At 69.7% G+C, this 17250-nt stretch carries 15 protein-coding genes; 2 read left to right on the top strand and 13 right to left on the bottom strand.

From position 1 onward, the window contains the following. Positions 1-39: 39 nt before the first annotated feature. From OG379_RS12600 to OG379_RS12570, 7 genes are all read right to left on the bottom strand, one after another. Positions 40-1197 (bottom strand): aldose epimerase family protein, encoded by a 1158-nt coding sequence (locus tag OG379_RS12600; protein ID WP_405662152.1) that lies wholly within the window; start codon positions 1195-1197, stop codon positions 40-42. Between the two features lie 28 nt (positions 1198-1225). Beyond that, positions 1226-2470 (bottom strand): multiple monosaccharide ABC transporter permease, encoded by a 1245-nt coding sequence (gene mmsB, locus OG379_RS12595; RefSeq protein ID WP_405662150.1) that lies wholly within the window; start codon positions 2468-2470, stop codon positions 1226-1228. Continuing rightward, positions 2467-4017, bottom strand: coding sequence for a multiple monosaccharide ABC transporter ATP-binding protein (gene mmsA, locus OG379_RS12590; protein ID WP_405662148.1), 1551 nt, complete (start codon positions 4015-4017; stop codon positions 2467-2469). The genes mmsB and mmsA overlap by 4 nt, the downstream gene beginning before the upstream one ends. 32 nt (positions 4018-4049) lie before the next feature. Continuing rightward, positions 4050-5159 carry a multiple monosaccharide ABC transporter substrate-binding protein gene (gene chvE / locus OG379_RS12585; RefSeq protein WP_405662146.1) on the bottom strand — a complete coding sequence of 370 codons (1110 nt, stop codon included), beginning with the start codon at positions 5157-5159 and terminating at the stop codon, positions 4050-4052. Between the two features lie 130 nt (positions 5160-5289). Beyond that, a complete protein-coding gene (locus tag OG379_RS12580; protein WP_393761717.1) occupies positions 5290-6273 on the bottom strand; it encodes a hypothetical protein in 984 nt (327 codons plus the stop codon). 110 nt (positions 6274-6383) lie between these two features. After that, on the bottom strand, positions 6384-7403 hold the full coding sequence (locus OG379_RS12575; protein ID WP_405662144.1) for a zinc-binding dehydrogenase: 1020 nt from the start codon (positions 7401-7403) through the stop codon (positions 6384-6386). Continuing rightward, complete coding sequence (locus OG379_RS12570; RefSeq protein ID WP_405662141.1) at positions 7400-8554, bottom strand: mandelate racemase/muconate lactonizing enzyme family protein; 1155 nt, start codon at positions 8552-8554, stop codon at positions 7400-7402. The genes OG379_RS12575 and OG379_RS12570 overlap by 4 nt, the downstream gene beginning before the upstream one ends. Positions 8555-8665: 111 nt before the next feature. Between OG379_RS12570 and OG379_RS12565 the strand changes: the two genes are divergently transcribed. Further along, positions 8666-9457, top strand: coding sequence for an EI24 domain-containing protein (locus OG379_RS12565; RefSeq protein WP_405662139.1), 792 nt, complete (start codon positions 8666-8668; stop codon positions 9455-9457). A 41-nt stretch (positions 9458-9498) separates the two neighbouring features. Here the strand turns inward: OG379_RS12565 and OG379_RS12560 are convergent, their stop codons facing one another. The 3 genes from OG379_RS12560 to OG379_RS12550 all read right to left on the bottom strand — a co-directional run bounded on the left by OG379_RS12560 (position 9499) and on the right by OG379_RS12550 (position 13468). Continuing rightward, on the bottom strand, positions 9499-11433 hold the full coding sequence (locus OG379_RS12560) for a flavin monoamine oxidase family protein (protein ID WP_405662137.1): 1935 nt from the start codon (positions 11431-11433) through the stop codon (positions 9499-9501). A gap of 125 nt (positions 11434-11558) precedes the next feature. After that, positions 11559-12551, bottom strand: coding sequence for an aldose epimerase family protein (locus tag OG379_RS12555; RefSeq protein ID WP_405662135.1), 993 nt, complete (start codon positions 12549-12551; stop codon positions 11559-11561). Positions 12552-12562: 11 nt separating this feature from the next. Beyond that, on the bottom strand, positions 12563-13468 hold the full coding sequence (locus tag OG379_RS12550; RefSeq protein ID WP_405662133.1) for an SGNH/GDSL hydrolase family protein: 906 nt from the start codon (positions 13466-13468) through the stop codon (positions 12563-12565). 363 nt (positions 13469-13831) lie between these two features. Between OG379_RS12550 and OG379_RS12545 the strand changes: the two genes are divergently transcribed. Continuing rightward, entirely contained in the window at positions 13832-14326 is a 495-nt protein-coding gene (locus OG379_RS12545; protein WP_393761703.1) for a DUF3145 domain-containing protein, read from the top strand. A gap of 238 nt (positions 14327-14564) precedes the next feature. Here the strand turns inward: OG379_RS12545 and fabF are convergent, their stop codons facing one another. The 3 genes from fabF to OG379_RS12530 form a co-directional block, all read right to left on the bottom strand. Further along, a complete protein-coding gene (fabF, locus tag OG379_RS12540) occupies positions 14565-15827 on the bottom strand; it encodes a beta-ketoacyl-ACP synthase II (protein WP_405662131.1) in 1263 nt (420 codons plus the stop codon). Between the two features lie 79 nt (positions 15828-15906). Beyond that, positions 15907-16155: an acyl carrier protein gene (locus tag OG379_RS12535; RefSeq protein ID WP_014045780.1), complete on the bottom strand. Its 249-nt coding sequence runs from the start codon at positions 16153-16155 to the stop codon at positions 15907-15909. 63 nt (positions 16156-16218) lie between these two features. Next, positions 16219-17250 (bottom strand): ketoacyl-ACP synthase III, encoded by a 1032-nt coding sequence (locus OG379_RS12530; RefSeq protein WP_393761698.1) that lies wholly within the window; start codon positions 17248-17250, stop codon positions 16219-16221.

Raw genomic sequence — 17250 nt, 5'->3', positions numbered from 1 at the left:
CCCTCCCCGCTCGGGGGAGGGCGCCGTACGTGTGACCGGTCAGCGGGCCGAGAAGGCGTGCACCGTCGTCGAGCGGTACGTCTCGCCGGGCCGCAGCACCGTCGAGGGGAACGACGGCTGGTTGGGGGAGTCCGGGAAGTGCTGGGACTCCAGGCAGAACGCGTCGCCCTGGCGGTAGACCCGCCCCGAGGTGCCCGTCAGCGTGCCGTCGAGGAAGTTCCCCGTGTAGACCTGCATGCCGGGCTCCGTCGTGTACATCTTCATCACCCGGCCGGAGCCGGGGTCCGTCACGGTCAGCGCGTACTCGGGGCGGGCCGTGATCCCCTTGTCCAGCACGTAGTTGTGGTCGATCCCCTGTCCGTAGCCGACCTGCTCGTGCGGGGTGCGGACTGCCTCCCCGATGGCCCGGGACCGCCGGAAGTCGAACGGCGTGCGCGCCACCGGCGCCAGCTCGCCCGTCGGGATCAATGTCGAGCCGACCGGCGTGTAGCGCGCCGCCGCCAGCTCCAGCAGATGCCCGTCGACGCTGCCGCTGCCCTCGCCCGCCAGGTTGAAATAGGTGTGGCTGGTCAGATTGAGGACCGTGGCTCGGTCCGTCGTCGCCGTGTAGTCGATGCGCCACTCACCCCGGGAGGTGAGGGTGTAGACGACACGGACGGCGAGCGCGCCGGGGTAGCCGGCCTCGCCGTCCGGGCTGGTCCGGGTCAGGACCAGCCCGACGTCGCCGCGTGCGGTGAACGGCTCCACGTCCCAGACCCGCTTGTCGAAGCCCTGGTCGCCCCCGTGGAGGCTGTTGGGGCCGTCGTTGACGGGCAGTTGGTGCGTGACACCGTCGAGGGTGAAACGCCCCTCGGCGATGCGGTTGCCGTACCGTCCGATCAGCCCGCCGAAGTACGGGGACTTCGCCACGTAGTCCGGAAGGTTGTCGAAGCCGAGCGCGACGTTCTCCGTGCGGCCCCTGCGGTCGGGGGTCTCCAGGGAGTGGACGACACCGCCCCAGGACAGGACCTTCAGCCGGGTCCCACCGTTGGCGAGGGTCCAGCGGTGCACCTTGGTGCCGTCGGCCAGCGTGCCGAAGAGCTCCCTGGACGGGGTGCGCCCGGTGGCCGCGGCGTGTGCGGCCGGTGCGCCGGCCGCCACGGCCAGCCCGGCGGCGGCCGTGGCCGCCAGGACGGTGCGTCTGCTGGTTCCGGTCATGAAACAACTCCTGTCGTGAGAAGGGGTGTTACGAACCGACCTTGCGCTTGTTCCAGACGTCGAAGCCGACGGCGGCCAGCAGCACCGCGCCCTTGATGACCTGCTGCCAGTCGGTGCCGATGCCGACGAGGTTCATGCCGTTGTTCAGCACGCCCAGGACCAGACCACCGATGATCGCGCCGAGGACCGTGCCGACGCCGCCGCTCATCGACGCGCCGCCGATGAACGAGGCGGCGATGGCCTCCAGCTCGAAGTTGAGGCCGGCCTTGGGCGAGGCCGCGTTGAAGCGGGCGGCGAAGACCAGACCCGCCAGGGCCGCGAGCATGCCCATGTTCAGGAAGACCAGGAAGGTGACCTTCTTGTCCTTCACGCCCGACAGCTTCGCCGCGGGCAGGTTGCCGCCGATCGCGTAGATGTGGCGGCCGATGATCGCGTTGCGCATCAGGTAGCCGAACCCGACGACCAGCACGCCCAGGATGAGCAGCACGACCGGGGCGCCCTTGTAGCTGGCGAGGAGCAGCGTGACGACCAGGACGGCGGCGACCAGGGCGACCAGCTTCAGCAGGAACAGCTTGACCGGCGGCACGTCGAGGGCGAACTCCTGCTGCCGCTTGCGGTCGCGGACCTCCTGGAAGACCACGAAGGCGATCAGCGCCAAGCCCAGGAGCAGGGTGAGGTTGTGGTAGTTGGTGTTCGGGCCGACTTCCGGCAGGAAGCCGTTGGCTATCTTCTGCAGGTCCTTCGGGAAGGGGCCGAGGGTCTGGCCCTTCAGGAAGATCTCCGTCAGACCGCGGAAGAGCAGCATGCCCGCGAGGGTCACGATGAACGACGGTATGCCGAGATAGGCGATGAAGAACCCCTGGACCGATCCGGCGACGGCGCCGATGGCCAGGCACAGCACCACCGCGAGCGGCCAGGAGAGATCGTTCTCGACCATCAGCACGGCGGACATGGCGCCGATGAACGCGGTGAGTGAGCCGACCGAGAGGTCGATGTGGCCCGCGATGATGACGAGCATCATGCCGATCGCGAGGATCAGGATGTAGCTGTTCTGCAGCACCAGGTTGGAGACGTTGCGCGGCAGCAGCAGGTCGCCGCCCGACCACACCGCGAACAGCACCACGATCAGGCCGAGGGCCATCAGCATGCCGTACTGGCGCATGTTGCGGCGCATGCCGCCGATCATCAGCTGCAGCAGGCCGTCGCCGGAGGCCGATCCGCCTCTGCCGGGCGGCGCGGGGGCCGGGGTCTTGGCGGTCGTGTCCGTGCTCATCGGGTTACCTCTTTGTCCTTCGTCATCTGACGCATCAGCGCTTCCTGCGAGGCCTCGGCCCGCGAGAACTCACCCGTCAGCCGTCCCGCGGCCATCGTGTAGATGCGGTCGCACATACCGAGCAGCTCCGGCAGTTCGGAGGAAATGAAGACGACCGCCTTGCCCTGGGCGGCCAGCTGGTCGATGACCGTGTAGATCTCGTACTTGGCGCCCACGTCGATGCCGCGCGTGGGCTCGTCCAGGATCAGCACCTCGGGACCCGCGAAGATCCACTTGCTGAGGACGACCTTCTGCTGGTTGCCGCCGGACAGCTTGCCCACCGGCTCGAAGACGGTCGGCGCCTTGATGTTCATGGACTTGCGGAAGCCCTCGGCGACCTGCCGTTCCCCGTGCTCGTCGACCACACCCCGCTTCGCGACCTTGCCCAGCGCGGTCAGCGAGATGTTCCGGTTGATGGTGTCGATGAGGTTCAGGCCGTAGTGCTTGCGGTCCTCGGTGGCGTACGCGATGCCGTGCTTGACCGCCTCCGGGACGGTCTTCGTACGGATCTCGACGCCGTCCCTGAGGACGGTGCCGCCCGCGTAACGGCCGTAGGAGCGGCCGAAGACGCTCATCGCCAGCTCGGTGCGGCCGGCGCCCATGAGCCCGGCGATGCCGACGATCTCGCCGCGCCGCACCTCGACCGAGACGTCGTCGACGACCTTGCGCTGCTGGTCGATGGGGTGGTGCACGGTCCAGTTGCGGATCTCCAGTGCGGGAGCGCTCCCCTCCTCCGGGTGGTGCGGGGTGCGCTCCGGGAAGCGGTTCTCCAGGTCGCGGCCGACCATCCCGCTGATGATCCGGTCCTCGGTCGTCTCCGCCGCCTTCACGTCGAGCGTCTCGATGGAGCGTCCGTCGCGGATGATCGTGACCGAGTCGGCGACCCGGCGGATCTCGTTCAGCTTGTGCGAGATGATGATCGAGGTCATGCCCTGTTCCTTCAGCTGAAGGATCAGGCCGAGGAGTTTGCCGCTGTCCTCGTCGTTGAGCGCCGCCGTCGGCTCGTCGAGGATGAGCAGCTTCACCTTCTTCGACAGCGCCTTGGCGATCTCCACCAGCTGCTGCTTGCCCACGCCGATGTCGGCGACGCGGGTCTCGGGGTGCTCGTCGAGGCCGACCCGGCGCAGGAGTTCGCCGGCGTGCCTGAGGGTGTCGTTCCAGTTGATCAGTCCGCGCTTGGCGTGCTCGTTGCCGAGGAAGATGTTCTCCGCGATGGAGAGGTACGGCACCAGCGCCAGCTCCTGGTGGATGATCACGATGCCGTGCTCTTCGCTCGCCCGGATGTCCTTGAACCGGCAGGCCTCGCCGTCGAAGAGGATGTCCCCCTCGTAGCTGCCGTGCGGATGGACTCCTGAGAGCACCTTCATCAGGGTCGACTTGCCGGCGCCGTTCTCACCGCAGATGGCGTGGACCTCGCCCTGACGGACCGTCAGTGTGACGTCCGAAAGCGCTTTGACACCGGGAAAGGTCTTGACGATCGAGCGCATTTCCAGGACGGGTCCCGCCATGGTCTTGCCTTCCAATCCTTGAGGGGGCCCGGTTACTTGAGGTCGTTCTCGGTGTACTGGCCGTTGTCCACGAGGGCCTCCTTGTAGTTGGCCTTGTCGACGCTGACCGGCTGCAGCAGGTAGGCGGGGACGACCTTGGAGCCGTTGTCGTAGGTCTTGGAGTCGTTGACCTCGGGCTTCTTGTCGTTCAGGGAGGCCTCGACCATGTTCGAGGCGACCTTGGCGAGCTTGCGCAGGTCCTTGTAGACGGTCTGGGTCTGCTCGCCCGCGATGATCGACTTCACGGAGGCGAGCTCCGCGTCCTGACCCGTGACCACCGGCATGGGCTTGGCCTTGGAGCCGTAACCGTCCGACTTCAGGGCGGAGAGGATGCCGATGGAGATGCCGTCGTACGGCGAGAGCACGGCGTCGACCTTGGCGCTGCGGTAACTGGACGTCAACAGGTCGTCCATGCGCTTCTGCGCGGTGCCGCCGTCCCAGCGCAGGGTGGTGACCTGGTTGAGCGCGGTCTGCTTGGACCTGACGACCAGCTCGCCCTTGTCCATGTAGGGCTTGAGGATGTTCATCGCGCCCTGGAAGAAGTACTTGGTGTTGTTGTCGTCGTTGGAGCCGGCGAACAGCTCGATGTTGAAGGGGCCCTTCTTGCCGTCCGTCAGGCCGAGCTTGTCCGCGATGTACGTGCCCTGGAGCTCGCCGACCTTCTCGTTGTCGAACGAGGCGTAGTAGTCGACGTTCTCCGTGCCGAGGATCAGCCGGTCGTAGGAGATCACCGGGATGTCGGAGTCCTTGGCCTGCTGGACCACGTTGTTGAGGGACTTGTTGTCGATCGCGGCGATGATCAGGGCGTCCACGCCCTGCGTGATCATGTTCTCGATCTGTGAGACCTGCTGGTCAGGGTCGTCCTCGCCGTAGACGAGCTTGGTCTTGTAACCCTTGGCCTTCAGTTCCTTCACGACGTTGTTGCCGTCGGAGATCCAGCGCTCGGAGGACTTGGTCGGCATCGCGATGCCGATGGTGGCGCCGTCGGCACCGCCCTTCTTCTCCTCGCTGCCGCCCTCGCCGCTCTGGCCGCAGGCGGTCAGAGTGAGTGCGAGGGAGGCGGCGGAGGCTATGGCGGCAAGTGCGGCTCTGCGGTTGCGCATAGTCATCATCCTTGATGTGGGTCAGGACTCGGTCCGGTGGTGCCGGAAGGCTGAGGGCGGTCGACCGAGAACAGGTGTTGTGGGATTGTGCGCGGCTGTGTCTTTTTTTGGGGAGAGTGTTTCCGAAGCGTTATGACGAGATTCCGAACCGGTTGAGCGGGCCCGGCAGCCGGCTGCCGAGCGCGGCCATGTCGCCGTCCGCCCCGTGTCGCGCCAGCAGGTCCAGCGCGAGCCGGCCGCGCCGCACCCGCTCCTTCGCGGTGGCCAGCGCCAGCTCCCGCAGGTGCTGGCCGTACGGGTAGATCCCGGGGGCCTTCGAGAGCCCGAACTTCAGGTAGAGCGGCGCGCCGCGCCGGATCAGTTCGGCGACCTCGTACATCCGCACATAACCGCCCAGGTCGTCCGGAGCCTCGATGTAGAGGTCCATCGGTGCCCGGGAGACCCGGCGGATCTCCGTGAACTGGGCCAGCGTCAGGTCCGACGGGATGTTGATGGAGTCCGCGCCGAGCTGCTCGAACACGGCGTACGAGGCCGGGTTCACCGGCCCGATGAGCGCCGACACCTTGAAGGTGGTGTCGGCGGGCAGGGCGCCCTGCTCACGCAGCCGGTGGAGGGTCCACAGCACGCCCTCGTCGGCCACGAGCAGGCACTTCACGCCCAGCCCGGTGGCCCGCAGGGCGTCCTCCACGCAGCCCGCCAGGGCGTCGTGGCCCCGGGAGCGCAGCCCGGCGCCGCCGGAGTCCGTACGGACGGACGCGCCGGTGTCCCAGGTGCCGCGCGGGCCGGTGAACAGGCAGAGCTCGATGTCCCGTTCGGCGCAGCCCTCCACCATCTCGGTGATCTCCGCGTCGGTCAGCATCCAGATGCCGCTGCCCTGGCTGATGCGGTGGACCGGGACGTCGAGCCTCGCGGACTCCTTGAGTACGACGCCGAGGGCCTCCGGACCCTCCACGGACGGCACCTCGGTGCGCCAGCTCCCGCCGTCGGGGAAGGAGTGCGGGGAGGCGTCGGCCGGGGACAGTGGCGCCGGGCCGAGACCGAGCGCGGTGAGCGCGGCGTCACCGGGACGGCGGGCGCCGGCGGCACCGGGGGAAGAGACAGGGGCGTCGTTCACGACTGGTCCTTCATGTTCGGTATTTCGGACGACATTCGGATCTTTGGGAGTGCGCCGGTACGGAGGCGGTCAGGACGCCGCCGTACCGGCACACGATCAGGGCGGGCCCGTCACGGCCGCAGCAGCACCTTCCCGGTCTCCGGATCCCCGGACCCCACCAGCGCGACCGCCTCGGCGAACCGCTCCAGCGGGAACTCGTGGGTGATCAGCGGCGCCGGATCGAGCAGCCCGGCCGTGAACGCCCGCACCGCGTAGGACCAGGCCGCCGAGGGCGCGCCGAAGACGCTGCGCACGGTGAGCTGGCTCAGCGACAGGTGCACCGGGTCGATGCCCACGGCGCCCGGGGTGAACATCCCGGTCAGCACCACCCGCCCGCCGCGCCGCGCCAGCAGGCACGCGTCGGCCGCGGTGGACGGCGCTCCGGCCGTCTCCACGACCAGGTCGTAGCGGCCCCGCACCTCCTCGGCCTCCTTGGGGACCCGGGCCTCGCTCGCCCCGAAGTCCAGGGCCTGCGTGGCCCGTCCCTCCCTCGGGTCGATGACGGTGAGCTCGGCGGGCGAGACCGCCGCCAGCAGCTGCACCGCGAGCAGGCCGAGCGTGCCCGCCCCCAGGACTGCGATCCGCTCACCCGGCTCGGGCGCCCCGGCCCGTACCGCCGCCGCGATCACCGCGGCGGGCTCCAGCAGCGCCGCCGCGCGCAGATCGGCGTCGTCGGCCAGCGGGTGCAGCAGCCGCGCCGGGACCACCAGGTGGTCGGCGAACGCGCCGGGCCGGGTGAACCCCGTCTCGTCGTATCCCGCCGTGCACAGGGAGGTCTCCCCGTAACGGCACCGCTCGCAGCGTCCGCAGGCCCGGAAGCCCTCGGCGACCGTACGCCGTCCGGTCAGCGCGGGATCGACTCCCTCGCCCACCGCGTCGACGGTCCCCGACCACTCGTGACCCGGAACCACCGGGTAGCGCACATAGGCCGGATCGCGGTGGCCGTCGTACACCTCGCGGTCGCTCATGCAGATCCCGGCCGCGGCGACCCGCACCCTGACCTCACCGGGGCCCGGCTCCGGGAGCGGCCCCTCGGCCAGCGTGTGGCTGCCGGGCCGCTCGACGGTCAACGAGCGGGAGCGCGACGTCACTTGGGCTGCCTCTTCTCCCAGCCGTCCGCCCACAGGTCGAACCGCGCCTGCTGCTGCGGGAATTCCGCCGCCGCGTCCACGTCCAGTTCGACGCCGAGCCCGGGGGCGTCGGAGAGCTCGAAGCAGCCGGTGGCCGGGTCGACCGTGGGGGCGCCCTTGACGACCTTCTTGATGTCGGCGTCCGCGAAGTCGTTGAAGTGCTCGAGGATCTTGAAGTTGGGGGTGCAGCCGGCCACCTGGAGGCTCGCCGCGGTCAGCACCGAACCGCCCACGTTGTGCGGGGCGATCAGCGTGTAGTGGGTCTCCGCCGTTGCCGCGAGCTTGCGGGTCTCCAGGATGCCGCCGATGTGGCCGACGTCCGGCTGGATGATGTCGACGGCCTGCGACTCGAAGAGCTCGCGGAACTCGATCCGGTCGTGGATGCGTTCACCGGTCGCGATCGGCATGTCGACCTTCTCCGCGACCTTGCTCAGCGCCTTGAGGTTCTCCGGCGGCACCGGCTCCTCCAGCCAGGCCGGCGTGAACGGAGCCATCTCGCGGGCGATCCGCACCGCCGTCGACGGGCTGAACCGCCCGTGCATCTCCAGCATCAGCTCGGTGTCGGGCCCGATGGCGTCCCGCACGGCCTCGATGAGGGACACGGCGTAACGCGTCTCCTCTTGGCCGAGCTCGAAGTGTCCCGTCCCGAAGGGGTCGATCTTCAGCGCCCGGTAACCGCGCTCGACGACTCCCTGCGCTGCCTTGTGGTACGCCTCCGGGGTGCGCTCGGTGGTGTACCAGCCGTTGGCGTAGGCCTTGACCCGGTCGGTGACCTTCCCGCCGAGCAGCTGCCACACGGGGACGCCGAGCGCCTTGCCCTTGATGTCCCAGCAGGCCATCTCGATGACCGCGATGCCGGACATCACGATCTCGCCGGCGCGCCCGTAGTCGCCGTACTTCATCCGGCGGACGAGGTCCTCGATCGCGAACGGGTCGGAGCCGTTGATGTGGTTGGCCGACGCCTCACGCAGATAGCCGAGCAGTGCGTCGGTGCGGCCCAGCATCCGGGTCTCGCCGACTCCGGTGAGACCCTCATCGGTGTGGACCTGGACGTAGGTGAGGTTGCGCCACGGCGTGCCGACGACATGCGTACTGATTCCGGTGATGCGCACGAGGGATGCCTCTCAACGTGTTCGGTATTTCGTCACTCGTTCGAAATGCTGGCGTGACGGTAATGACGGGCTGGGGGACGTGTCAATGGTTCGCGCAAGTACTCTGACGCCATGAGTGATCTCGGGGCGGGTTTCGGGTACTTGATCAAGGGCCAGCGCTGGGTCTTCGGACACGGCCGGTGGTTCGGCTTCGGCCTGCTGCCCGCGCTGGTCACCCTCGTCATCTACGCGGGCGCGCTGGTCGGACTGGGCTACGGCGCCGACGACTTCGTCGCCTGGGCCACGCCGTTCGCCGACGACTGGTCCTCGCCCTGGCTGGGGCTCCTGCGCAACACCCTGGTCGTCCTCGTCTTCGTGTTCGGGACGTTCCTCGCGGTCATCACGTTCACCGCGGTGACCCTGCTGGTCGGCCAGCCCTTCTACGAGTCGCTCTCCGAGGAGGTCGACCGCAGCGAGGGCGGCGAGGTGCCCGAGTCGGGTCTGCCGCTCTGGCACGAGCTGTGGATCTCCGCCCGTGACTCCGTCCGCATCCTGCTGCGCGTCGCGCTCTACGGGGTGCTGCTCTTCGCCCTCGGGTTCATCCCCGTCATCGGACAGACCGTGATCCCCGTGCTCGGCTTCTGCGTCTCCGGCTACTTCCTGTCCGAGGAGCTCACCGGCGTCGCCCTCCAGCGCCGCGGCATGGTCCTGAAGGACCGGCTCGCGCTGCTGCGGGGCCGCCGCATGATGGTCCTGGGCTTCGGGGTCCCGCTCGTGCTCGCCTTCCTCGTCCCCTTCGTGGCCGTGCTCCTCATGCCCGGCGCCGTCGCCGGAGCCACGCTGCTGGCCCGCGAGCTCACGGCGCCGCCCTCGCCCGGCCCGGAGCCGGTCCCCTCGTCGCCGTACACCCTCCACAAGGACTGAGGAGGCCCCCGGACCGGCCGGTCCGGGGGCCCGCAACCGGGTCAGGCGCCGTGGACCTCCAGCGCCGTCCGGACCGCGGACTCCAGGGCGCCCTCGATCCAGGCCGGCTTGATGGACGTGTGGCAGCCGGCGAAGTGCAGCGGGCCCTCAGGCGTCCGCACATCCGGGAACAGCTCGGTGTGCTGCCCGGGCAGCAGCACGGACGCCTCGCCGTACGCGTACGGGTCACGCATCCAGGACTGGGTGCGGCCGACGCCCGTGTAGAACACCTCGATCCGCTGCCCGTACACGTCCTGGACGCCGCCCAGGGTGTGCGGATAGCGCTCGTCGTCCTCCAGTGAGTCCCACTTCAGGGCGTCGTCGGCCCAGCTGTAGGAGGCGAGCAGGACCCCGCCCTCGCTGCCCTCGATCCGGTGCGAGGGCTGGTACATGAACCGGTTGGCGTTGTCGGTCACCGAGCCGCCGCCGGTGACATGGGCCGCCTCGGGCTGGTCACGGGCGGTGGACCGGCAGGCCGCGTAGTGCACCCGCTGGTTGGGGGGGATGTGGCCGCGCGGCACGGAGGGGTGCGCCCCCAGCAGCGAACCGTCGGCCGGGGCCTTCCCCGCCCGGTACTCCTCGTACAGCCCCGGCCGCACCGCTCCCAGCTCGCGCTTCCAGTCCGCCTCGTCGAACTCCCACCAGCGGCGGCTGAATTCGAGCAGCACCTTGGTCGCCGCGTCGTAGTGGACCTCGGTGATCGCGCGCCGCTTGCCGTACGAGAGCGCCGGGACGACCGGGATGTGCCGCAGCCCGGAGAAGGGCACCGTGACGATGGCCCGGTCGCCGGTGAAGGTCTCCCGGACGACGGGGCCGCCCCGTCCCTCGGAGACCGTCTCCACGCTCACCCCGTCCTCGGAGTGGCTGATCCGGGTGGCCCGGCGGTCCAGGTGCACCAGCTCCTTCACCTGCGCGTACATCGCGTCGGCCAGGGTCGCGGTGCCGTCGGGCAGCTCGAAGAAGGAGGTCGCCGGGCTGATCAGCGAAGCCCCGATGAAGCTGTGCAGGAAGGCGAGATGGAGCCGCGAGGTCATGTTCTCGACGGTGCCGATGAGGTCGATGGTGCGCTCGTCGAGCTTGGCCACCTCGGTCATGTACCGGTACATCGACCAGTGCCCGTAACGCTGGAGGACGGTCGCCCAGCCCTGTACCAGGGCGCTGCCCTCCTTGCCCTCGATCTCCGCGCGTACGGGAGCGAACGCGTCCCGCACGATCTGCGAGGCGGGGGTGTTCTCGTAGGCCGCGGGGACGCCGAAGGAGCGGTTGACCGCCTGCGGCTTCGCGGCGTAGTCGGCGCGGCGGACGCGGACGCCGTTGACATGGAGCCAGGTGCGGTTGGCGGGACGCCCTTCGGTGTCCACGTCGGTCAGGTGGAAGCGCCGGGTCTTCAGCCCGAGATGGGCCATCAGCCCGGTGACCAGCGGGTGGCTGTCCGGGATGCGCATGGCGCCGGCTTCCGCGTACTGCTTCGGATCGGCGAAGGGCGGCTCCGACCGCTCGTGGCCGCCGGCCCGGAAGGTCTTGATACGGCCGCCGACCCGGTTGCCGTTGGCCTCGATCACGGTGACGTCGTGACCGGCCTCGTGGAGCAGCCGCGCGGCCGTGAGTCCGGCCGGTCCCGCGCCGACGACCAGCACCTTCTTACGCGCGGCGCGGGTGCGGGGCAGGCCCTTGCCCAGCAGGACCTCACGGTAACCGGGCACCAGGTCGAGGTCGTTCTCGTCGCGCACGAGGATGGCGCGGGCGACGAGGAGAGCGGCTTCCCGGTCGGATCCGGGCGCCGCTCCCGGCGCGGCCGCCGTCGCCCGGGGCGCCGTGGCCCCTGCGTAGGGGGCGGCGCCGGTCACGGCGAGGGCCGCGGCACCGGCCGTGGCGCCCGCGATCACGGCACGGCGGGAAGGCAGGGCGGATGACGGTTCATCAACAGGTGAGGTCATGTTGATCACCCTGCTGTGCGGGACCGGCCGAGAGCGTCGCGGACGCGCGCCCACCGCTCTGATTCACCCGGTGGTGATCTTGGTCGATCGGTGTTGACCCTCGCCGGATCAGCGGGAGTTGAGGCTCAGCGCACGGAGAAGCCGTACACCGTCGTGGAGACGAACTCCTCACCCGGCCGCAGCGTCGTGCTCGGGAACTCCGGGTGGTTCGGCGAGTCGGGGAAGTGCTGCGTCTCCAGCGCGATCCCCGCGCACGCCCCGAACGGACCGTCGTCGATGTGGTCGGCGGTGTACAGCTGGAGCCCGGGCTCCGTCGTACGCACTGTCAGCAGGCGTCCGGACGAAGGGTCGTACAGCTCGGCGACCGGACCGTCGCCGGTCTCCTCCAGCACGTAGTTGGTGTCGTAGCCGGGCCCCACAGGCTTCGGCTCCCGGAAGTCGAACCGGGTCCCGTCCACCGGCAGGAGCTCGCCCGTGGGGATCGACTCCTCGTCCCCCGGCGTGATCCGCCCTGCCGCGAGCCACAGTTCGTGCCCGAGCGCGCTCCCGCTGTCCGCCCCGGCCAGATTCCAGTACGTGTGGTTCGTCAGGTTCACCACGGTCGGCGCGTCCGTCGTCGCCCGGTAACCGATCCGCAGCGCGCCGTCCTGGTCCAGGGTGTACGTCACCGAGACCGCCAGCCGCCCCGGGAAGCCCTCCTCGCCGTCCTCGGAGACCAGCGAGAGCCGCACACCGTCCGGCGCCTCCTCGGCGTCCCACACGCGCTTGTCGAAGCCGCGCTCGCCGCCGTGCAGGGTGTTACGGCCCTCGTTCCGCGTCACCCGGTGCGTACGCCCGTCAATGGCGAAGGAGCCGCCGGCGATCCGGTTCGCGTACCGCCCGACGGTGGCGCCGAAGTAGGGGCCCGTGTGCGTCTCGTACGCCTTGGCATCCGGCAGCCCCAGGGCCACCTCGGCGCGGGTGCCGTCCCGCCCGGGCACCACCACGGACTGCACCACGGCGCCGTACGTCAGCACCCGCACCCGCACGCCCCCGCGTTCCAGGGTCCAGCGCCGGACCGGTGTGCCGTCCTCGAGCGTGGAGAAGTCTTCGCTGTGTACCGCTGCACCCGTAGTCATGATCAATAACCTTAAGGCCGACCGGCAGCCGTGACGTTGCGGTAAGCGATTTCTGCCAGCCTGGCCTGGCCGTTGCGGCCCGGATGGAACCAGTCCCACTCGCTGAGCTGCGCACCGGTGAACCGGTAGTCGAAGACCGCCCCGCCGTCGTAGCGGCAGAGCTCGTCCCGCGCGCAGACGTCCCGCAGCGCCTCGTTGTACGCGACGACCCGCGCCAGCACCGCGTCGCGCCGTGCGACGGCCGCCGTCCCCATGTCGTCGGCGTCGCCCAGCATGGACCGGCAGATCCCCAGCTTCCAGATCTGCTTGCCCAGCGGGTTCTCCCGCCCGGTGGACCAGAGCCGCTTGAGATCCGGCACGCTCGACACATACACCTGCGACTTCGGGGCCGAGGCCCGCAGCTGCCGCATCGACGCCTCGAAGGAGGCCCGGAAGTCGGCCACCGGAGTCATCAGCCGCACCGAGTCCCGGCAGGCGTCGTTCGCGCCGATCATCACCGTGACCAGCTCCGGCCGGTCCTTCGCGGCCAGCGCCATCTGCTCCGGCAGCTGCGCGATCCTGGCACCCGACACGGCGTGGTTCCAGCTGTGCGAGCCCGCCTTCGTCGCCCCCAGCAGGCGTACGGCGAGGCTGCGCACCCCGCCGTCGGTCCCGGTCGCCCAGGACACCTCGGGACAGTCGGCCAGCACCGAGCAGGCGTCGAAGCCCCGGGTGATGGAATCCCCGACGGCCGCGATGGAAGCGGGGCTCGCGTCCCACGCCGGCGACGGGGAGGGGCTCCGTGGGCCCGTGGTGCTCCGCGACTCCGTGCCCCCGTCGGAGGTGCAGCCCGTGAGCGCGGCCGTGGCGACGAGCGCGACCGCCGCCAGAGTGACCGCGGCGCCGCGGGCGCGGCGGCGTGGCGAACGCTCAGGCATCCCTGTTTCCCCTTCGGTCACACGGGTGATTGTGCCCCTGGCACACCCGGACAGCCCCAGGTGGCGGGCCCTCGCGCCCTCGCGGGTGAATGCTGAGCGAATCATGGGCCCGGGACCGACGGTACGTCACACACCCGACCCCGGCGCACGGTAGCTTTTCCCCGTCGAACCAGTGGCGCCCGACCGGCCCGCGGACGAAATCAGCGGGTCCGGTAAGTTATCTCACGTCACATACTGTCCCTTTTCTGGAGATTCACTCCCGATGCTGTTTACTGATGACAACCTCGGGAGCCGGCCGGGAAGAGACCGTACGGGCGCGAGGCCGCTGGGGAAGGCGAACCTCGTCCCACACTGGAGGTCCCGGTGACGACACGTGGAGTCCTTTACGTTCACTCCGCACCGCGCGCGCTGTGCCCGCATGTCGAATGGGCGGTGGCGGGTGTACTCGGTGTGAGGGTCCAGCTGGACTGGACCAGACAGCCGGCCGCGCCCAACACCTGGCGGTCCGAATTCTCCTGGAAGGGCCGGGCGGGCACGGCGTCGGAGCTGGCCTCGGCCCTCCGCGGCTGGGACCTGCTGCGCTTCGAGGTGACGGCGGAGCCGTGCGCCACGGCGGAGGGCGAGCGCTACAGCTCCACGCCGGGTCTCGGCATCTTCCACGCCGTCACCGGCATGCACGGGGACATCCTGGTCCCGGAGGACCGGCTGCGGGCGGCCCTGGCGCGGTCCCTGAACGGCGAGACGGACCTGGAGGCCGAGGTCGCCAAGCTCCTCGGCAAGCCGTGGGACGACGAGCTGGAGTCCTTCCGTCACGCCGGCGAGGGCGCGCCCGTCAGGTGGCTCCACCAGGTGGTGTAGCAGGGGCCTCTTCCGGCCCCGAGCCCCGGCCGCAGACTGCGCAGAAACGTTTGGCCCTCTCCTTCGGGTACGCGAGCGTGAAGGGGCTGGTCGGCATGTGCCCGGCGACCGGCCGTGTCGGTGCGCCGCCCTGCGACACGCCGGTCGGCCGTGTCGGTGCGCCGCCTCCGTGACGGCGCGCACATGCGCGAGGCCCGCCTCCCGACGGGGAAGCGGGCCTCGCGGCAGGATCAGCCGGTCAGACCGAACGGAACGCCAGCACCACGTTGTGGCCACCGAAGCCGAACGAGTTGTTGATCGCGGCGATCGACCCTTCCGGCAGCGCACGCGGCTCACCGCGCACGACGTCCGCGTCGACAGCCTCGTCGAGGTCGTCGACATTGATGGTGGGCGGCGCCATCCGGTTGTGCAGCGCCAGGACCGTCGCCACGGTCTCGATACCGCCCGCGCCACCCAGCAGGTGACCCGTCATGGACTTCGTGGCGGAGATCGCGACATGGTCCAGGTCGTCGCCGAGCACCGCACGCAGCGCCTTGATCTCCGCGATGTCGCCCTGCGGCGTGGAGGTGGCGTGCGCGTTCAGGTGCACGACCTCCGACGGCTTCAGGTCCGTGGAGTCCAGCAGGTTCTGCATCGCGGCGGCGATCCCGCGCCCGGTGGGCTCGGGCTGCGCAATGTGGTGGGCGTCCGCGGACAGACCCTGGCCGAGCACCTCGCAGTAGATCTTGGCGCCACGCGCGGCGGCGTGCTCCGCGGACTCCAGGATCACGACGCCGGCGCCCTCGCCGAGGACGAAGCCGTCACGGGCCGTGTCGTACGGACGCGAGGCCTTCTCGGGCTCGTCGTTGCTCTTGGACATCGCCATCATGTTGGCGAAGGCCGCGATCGGCAGCGGGTGGATGGCCGCCTCGGTGCCACCGGCGACGACCACGTCGGCACGGCCGGTGCGGATCATCTCGACGGCGTACCCGATGGCCTCGGCGCCCGAAGCGCAGGCGGAGACCGGGGTGTGGACACCCGCCTGGGCGTTGACCTCGAGGCCGACGTTGGCGGCCGGGCCGTTGGGCATGAGCATGGGAACGGTGTGCGGGGAGACGCGGCGTACGCCCTTCTCCTTCAGCACGTCGTACTGGTCGAGCAGGGTGATCACGCCGCCGATGCCGGAGGCGATGACCGAACCCAGGCGCTCGGGCTGGATCTTCTCGTCCTCACCGGCCTTGCCGGTGAAGCCGGCGTCCGCCCACGCCTCGCGGGCGGCGATCAGCGCGAACTGCGCCGAACGGTCCAGCTTGCGGGCGAGCGGTCGGGGCAGTACCTCGCCGGGATCGACCGCCGCGAGGGCGGCGATCCGGACGGGCAGTTCGGCGAAACGTTCGCCCTCGAGAGGCTTGACGCCGGAACGGCCGGCCATCAGACCTTCCCAGGTCGATGCGGAGTCGCCACCCAGCGGAGTGGTTGCGCCGATACCGGTGACGACCACGGTGCGATTGGTCGGGCTCACTGGAAAATCTTCTCCACGTGTAGAGGGTCGTGAATCAGCGGCGCCACCGCCGGGTGGCGACACACGGGACGGGCTGGGATCAGCCCTGGTGCTTCAGGATGTAGTCGGCGGCGTCGCCGACCGTCTTGAGGTTCTTGACGTCCTCGTCGGGGATCTTGACGTCGAAGCGCTCTTCGGCGGCGACGACGACCTCGACCATGGACAGCGAGTCGACGTCCAGGTCGTCGGTGAAGGACTTGTCCAGCTGGACGTCCTCGACCGGGATACCGGCGATCTCGTTGACGATCTCGGCGAGACCGGTGACGATCTCTTCCTGAGTGGCGGCCATGTTGGCGCTCCTTCGATATGTTTCTGCAGGGTTCGGGCGTGCGGACCGAAAGGTCCGGTGTGCCTAGGGGAGGGTAACGACCGTCGCGGCGTAGACGAGACCCGCCCCGAAGCCGATGATGAGCGCCGTGTCGCCGCTCTTGGCCTGACCGGTCGCCAGAAGCCGCTCCATTGCGAGCGGAATCGAGGCGGCCGACGTGTTGCCGGTGGTTTCCACGTCACGGGCGACCGTGACGTGCTCCGGCAGCTTGAGCGTCTTCACCATCGAGTCGATGATCCGCATGTTTGCCTGGTGCGGAATGAAGACATCCAGGTCCTCCGGGGAGATCCCGGCCGCTTCCAGCGCCTGCTGGGCGACCTTCGCCATCTCGAAGACGGCCCAGCGGAAGACCGCCTGGCCCTCCTGCGTGATGGCCGGGAACTTGACCTCGCCCCGTTCGTTGAGCGGCAGGTTCGAGACGTCGCCGATGTGGAAGTCGTTCCACGCCACGGTCTGCTTGATGGTCTCGGACTTGTCGCCCTCGGAGCCCCAGACCGTGGGGCCGATGGCCGGCTCCTGGGACGGGCCGACCACGACCGCGCCCGCGCCGTCACCGAACAGGAAGGCCGTCGCGCGGTCCTCCAGGTCGGTGAGGTCGCTGAGCCGCTCGACGCCGATGACGAGCACGTATTCCGCCGAGCCCTCGACGATCATGCCCTTGGCGAGCGTGAGGCCGTAGCCGAAGCCCGCGCAGCCGGCCGAGATGTCGAAGGCGGCGGGCTTGCCCGCGCCGACCCGGTGCGCGATGTCGGTCGCGACGGCGGGGGTCTGCTTGAAGTGCGAGACGGTGGAGACGATGACTCCGCCGATCTGCCCGGGATCGATGCCGGCGTCCGCGATCGCCTTGCCGGAGGCCTCCACGGACATCATGGACACGGTCTCCTCGTCGGAGGCCCAGTGCCGGGTGGCGATACCGGAGCGGGAGCGGATCCACTCGTCGGACGAGTCGATCGTCTCGAGGATCACCTCGTTGGGCACGACACGGGTCGGGCGGTAGCCGCCCACACCCATGATCCGTGCGTACGGGGCGCCCTTGCTGGGCTTGATCTTCGACAT

The sequence above is a fragment of the Streptomyces sp. NBC_01166 genome, assembly GCF_045039765.1.
Classification (GTDB): domain Bacteria; phylum Actinomycetota; class Actinomycetes; order Streptomycetales; family Streptomycetaceae; genus Streptomyces.
The sequence above is the reverse complement of the archived record's forward strand: the minus strand, read 5'-3'. Positions and strand labels throughout refer to the sequence as shown.

What these genes read in the sequence shown, in the direction of transcription:
- OG379_RS12600 (WP_405662152.1), bottom strand. Translation starts at nt 1,197, where the DNA reads ATGACCGGAACCAGCAGACGCACCGTCCTGGCGGCCACGGCCGCCGCC.
- mmsB (WP_405662150.1), bottom strand. Translation starts at nt 2,470, where the DNA reads ATGAGCACGGACACGACCGCCAAGACCCCGGCCCCCGCGCCGCCCGGC.
- mmsA (WP_405662148.1), bottom strand. Translation starts at nt 4,017, where the DNA reads ATGGCGGGACCCGTCCTGGAAATGCGCTCGATCGTCAAGACCTTTCCC.
- chvE (WP_405662146.1), bottom strand. Translation starts at nt 5,159, where the DNA reads ATGCGCAACCGCAGAGCCGCACTTGCCGCCATAGCCTCCGCCGCCTCC.
- OG379_RS12565 (WP_405662139.1), top strand. Translation starts at nt 8,666, where the DNA reads ATGAGTGATCTCGGGGCGGGTTTCGGGTACTTGATCAAGGGCCAGCGC.
- OG379_RS12560 (WP_405662137.1), bottom strand. Translation starts at nt 11,433, where the DNA reads ATGACCTCACCTGTTGATGAACCGTCATCCGCCCTGCCTTCCCGCCGT.
- OG379_RS12555 (WP_405662135.1), bottom strand. Translation starts at nt 12,551, where the DNA reads ATGACTACGGGTGCAGCGGTACACAGCGAAGACTTCTCCACGCTCGAG.
- OG379_RS12550 (WP_405662133.1), bottom strand. Translation starts at nt 13,468, where the DNA reads ATGCCTGAGCGTTCGCCACGCCGCCGCGCCCGCGGCGCCGCGGTCACT.
- OG379_RS12535 (WP_014045780.1), bottom strand. Translation starts at nt 16,155, where the DNA reads ATGGCCGCCACTCAGGAAGAGATCGTCACCGGTCTCGCCGAGATCGTC.
- OG379_RS12530 (WP_393761698.1), bottom strand. Translation starts at nt 17,250, where the DNA reads ATGTCGAAGATCAAGCCCAGCAAGGGCGCCCCGTACGCACGGATCATG.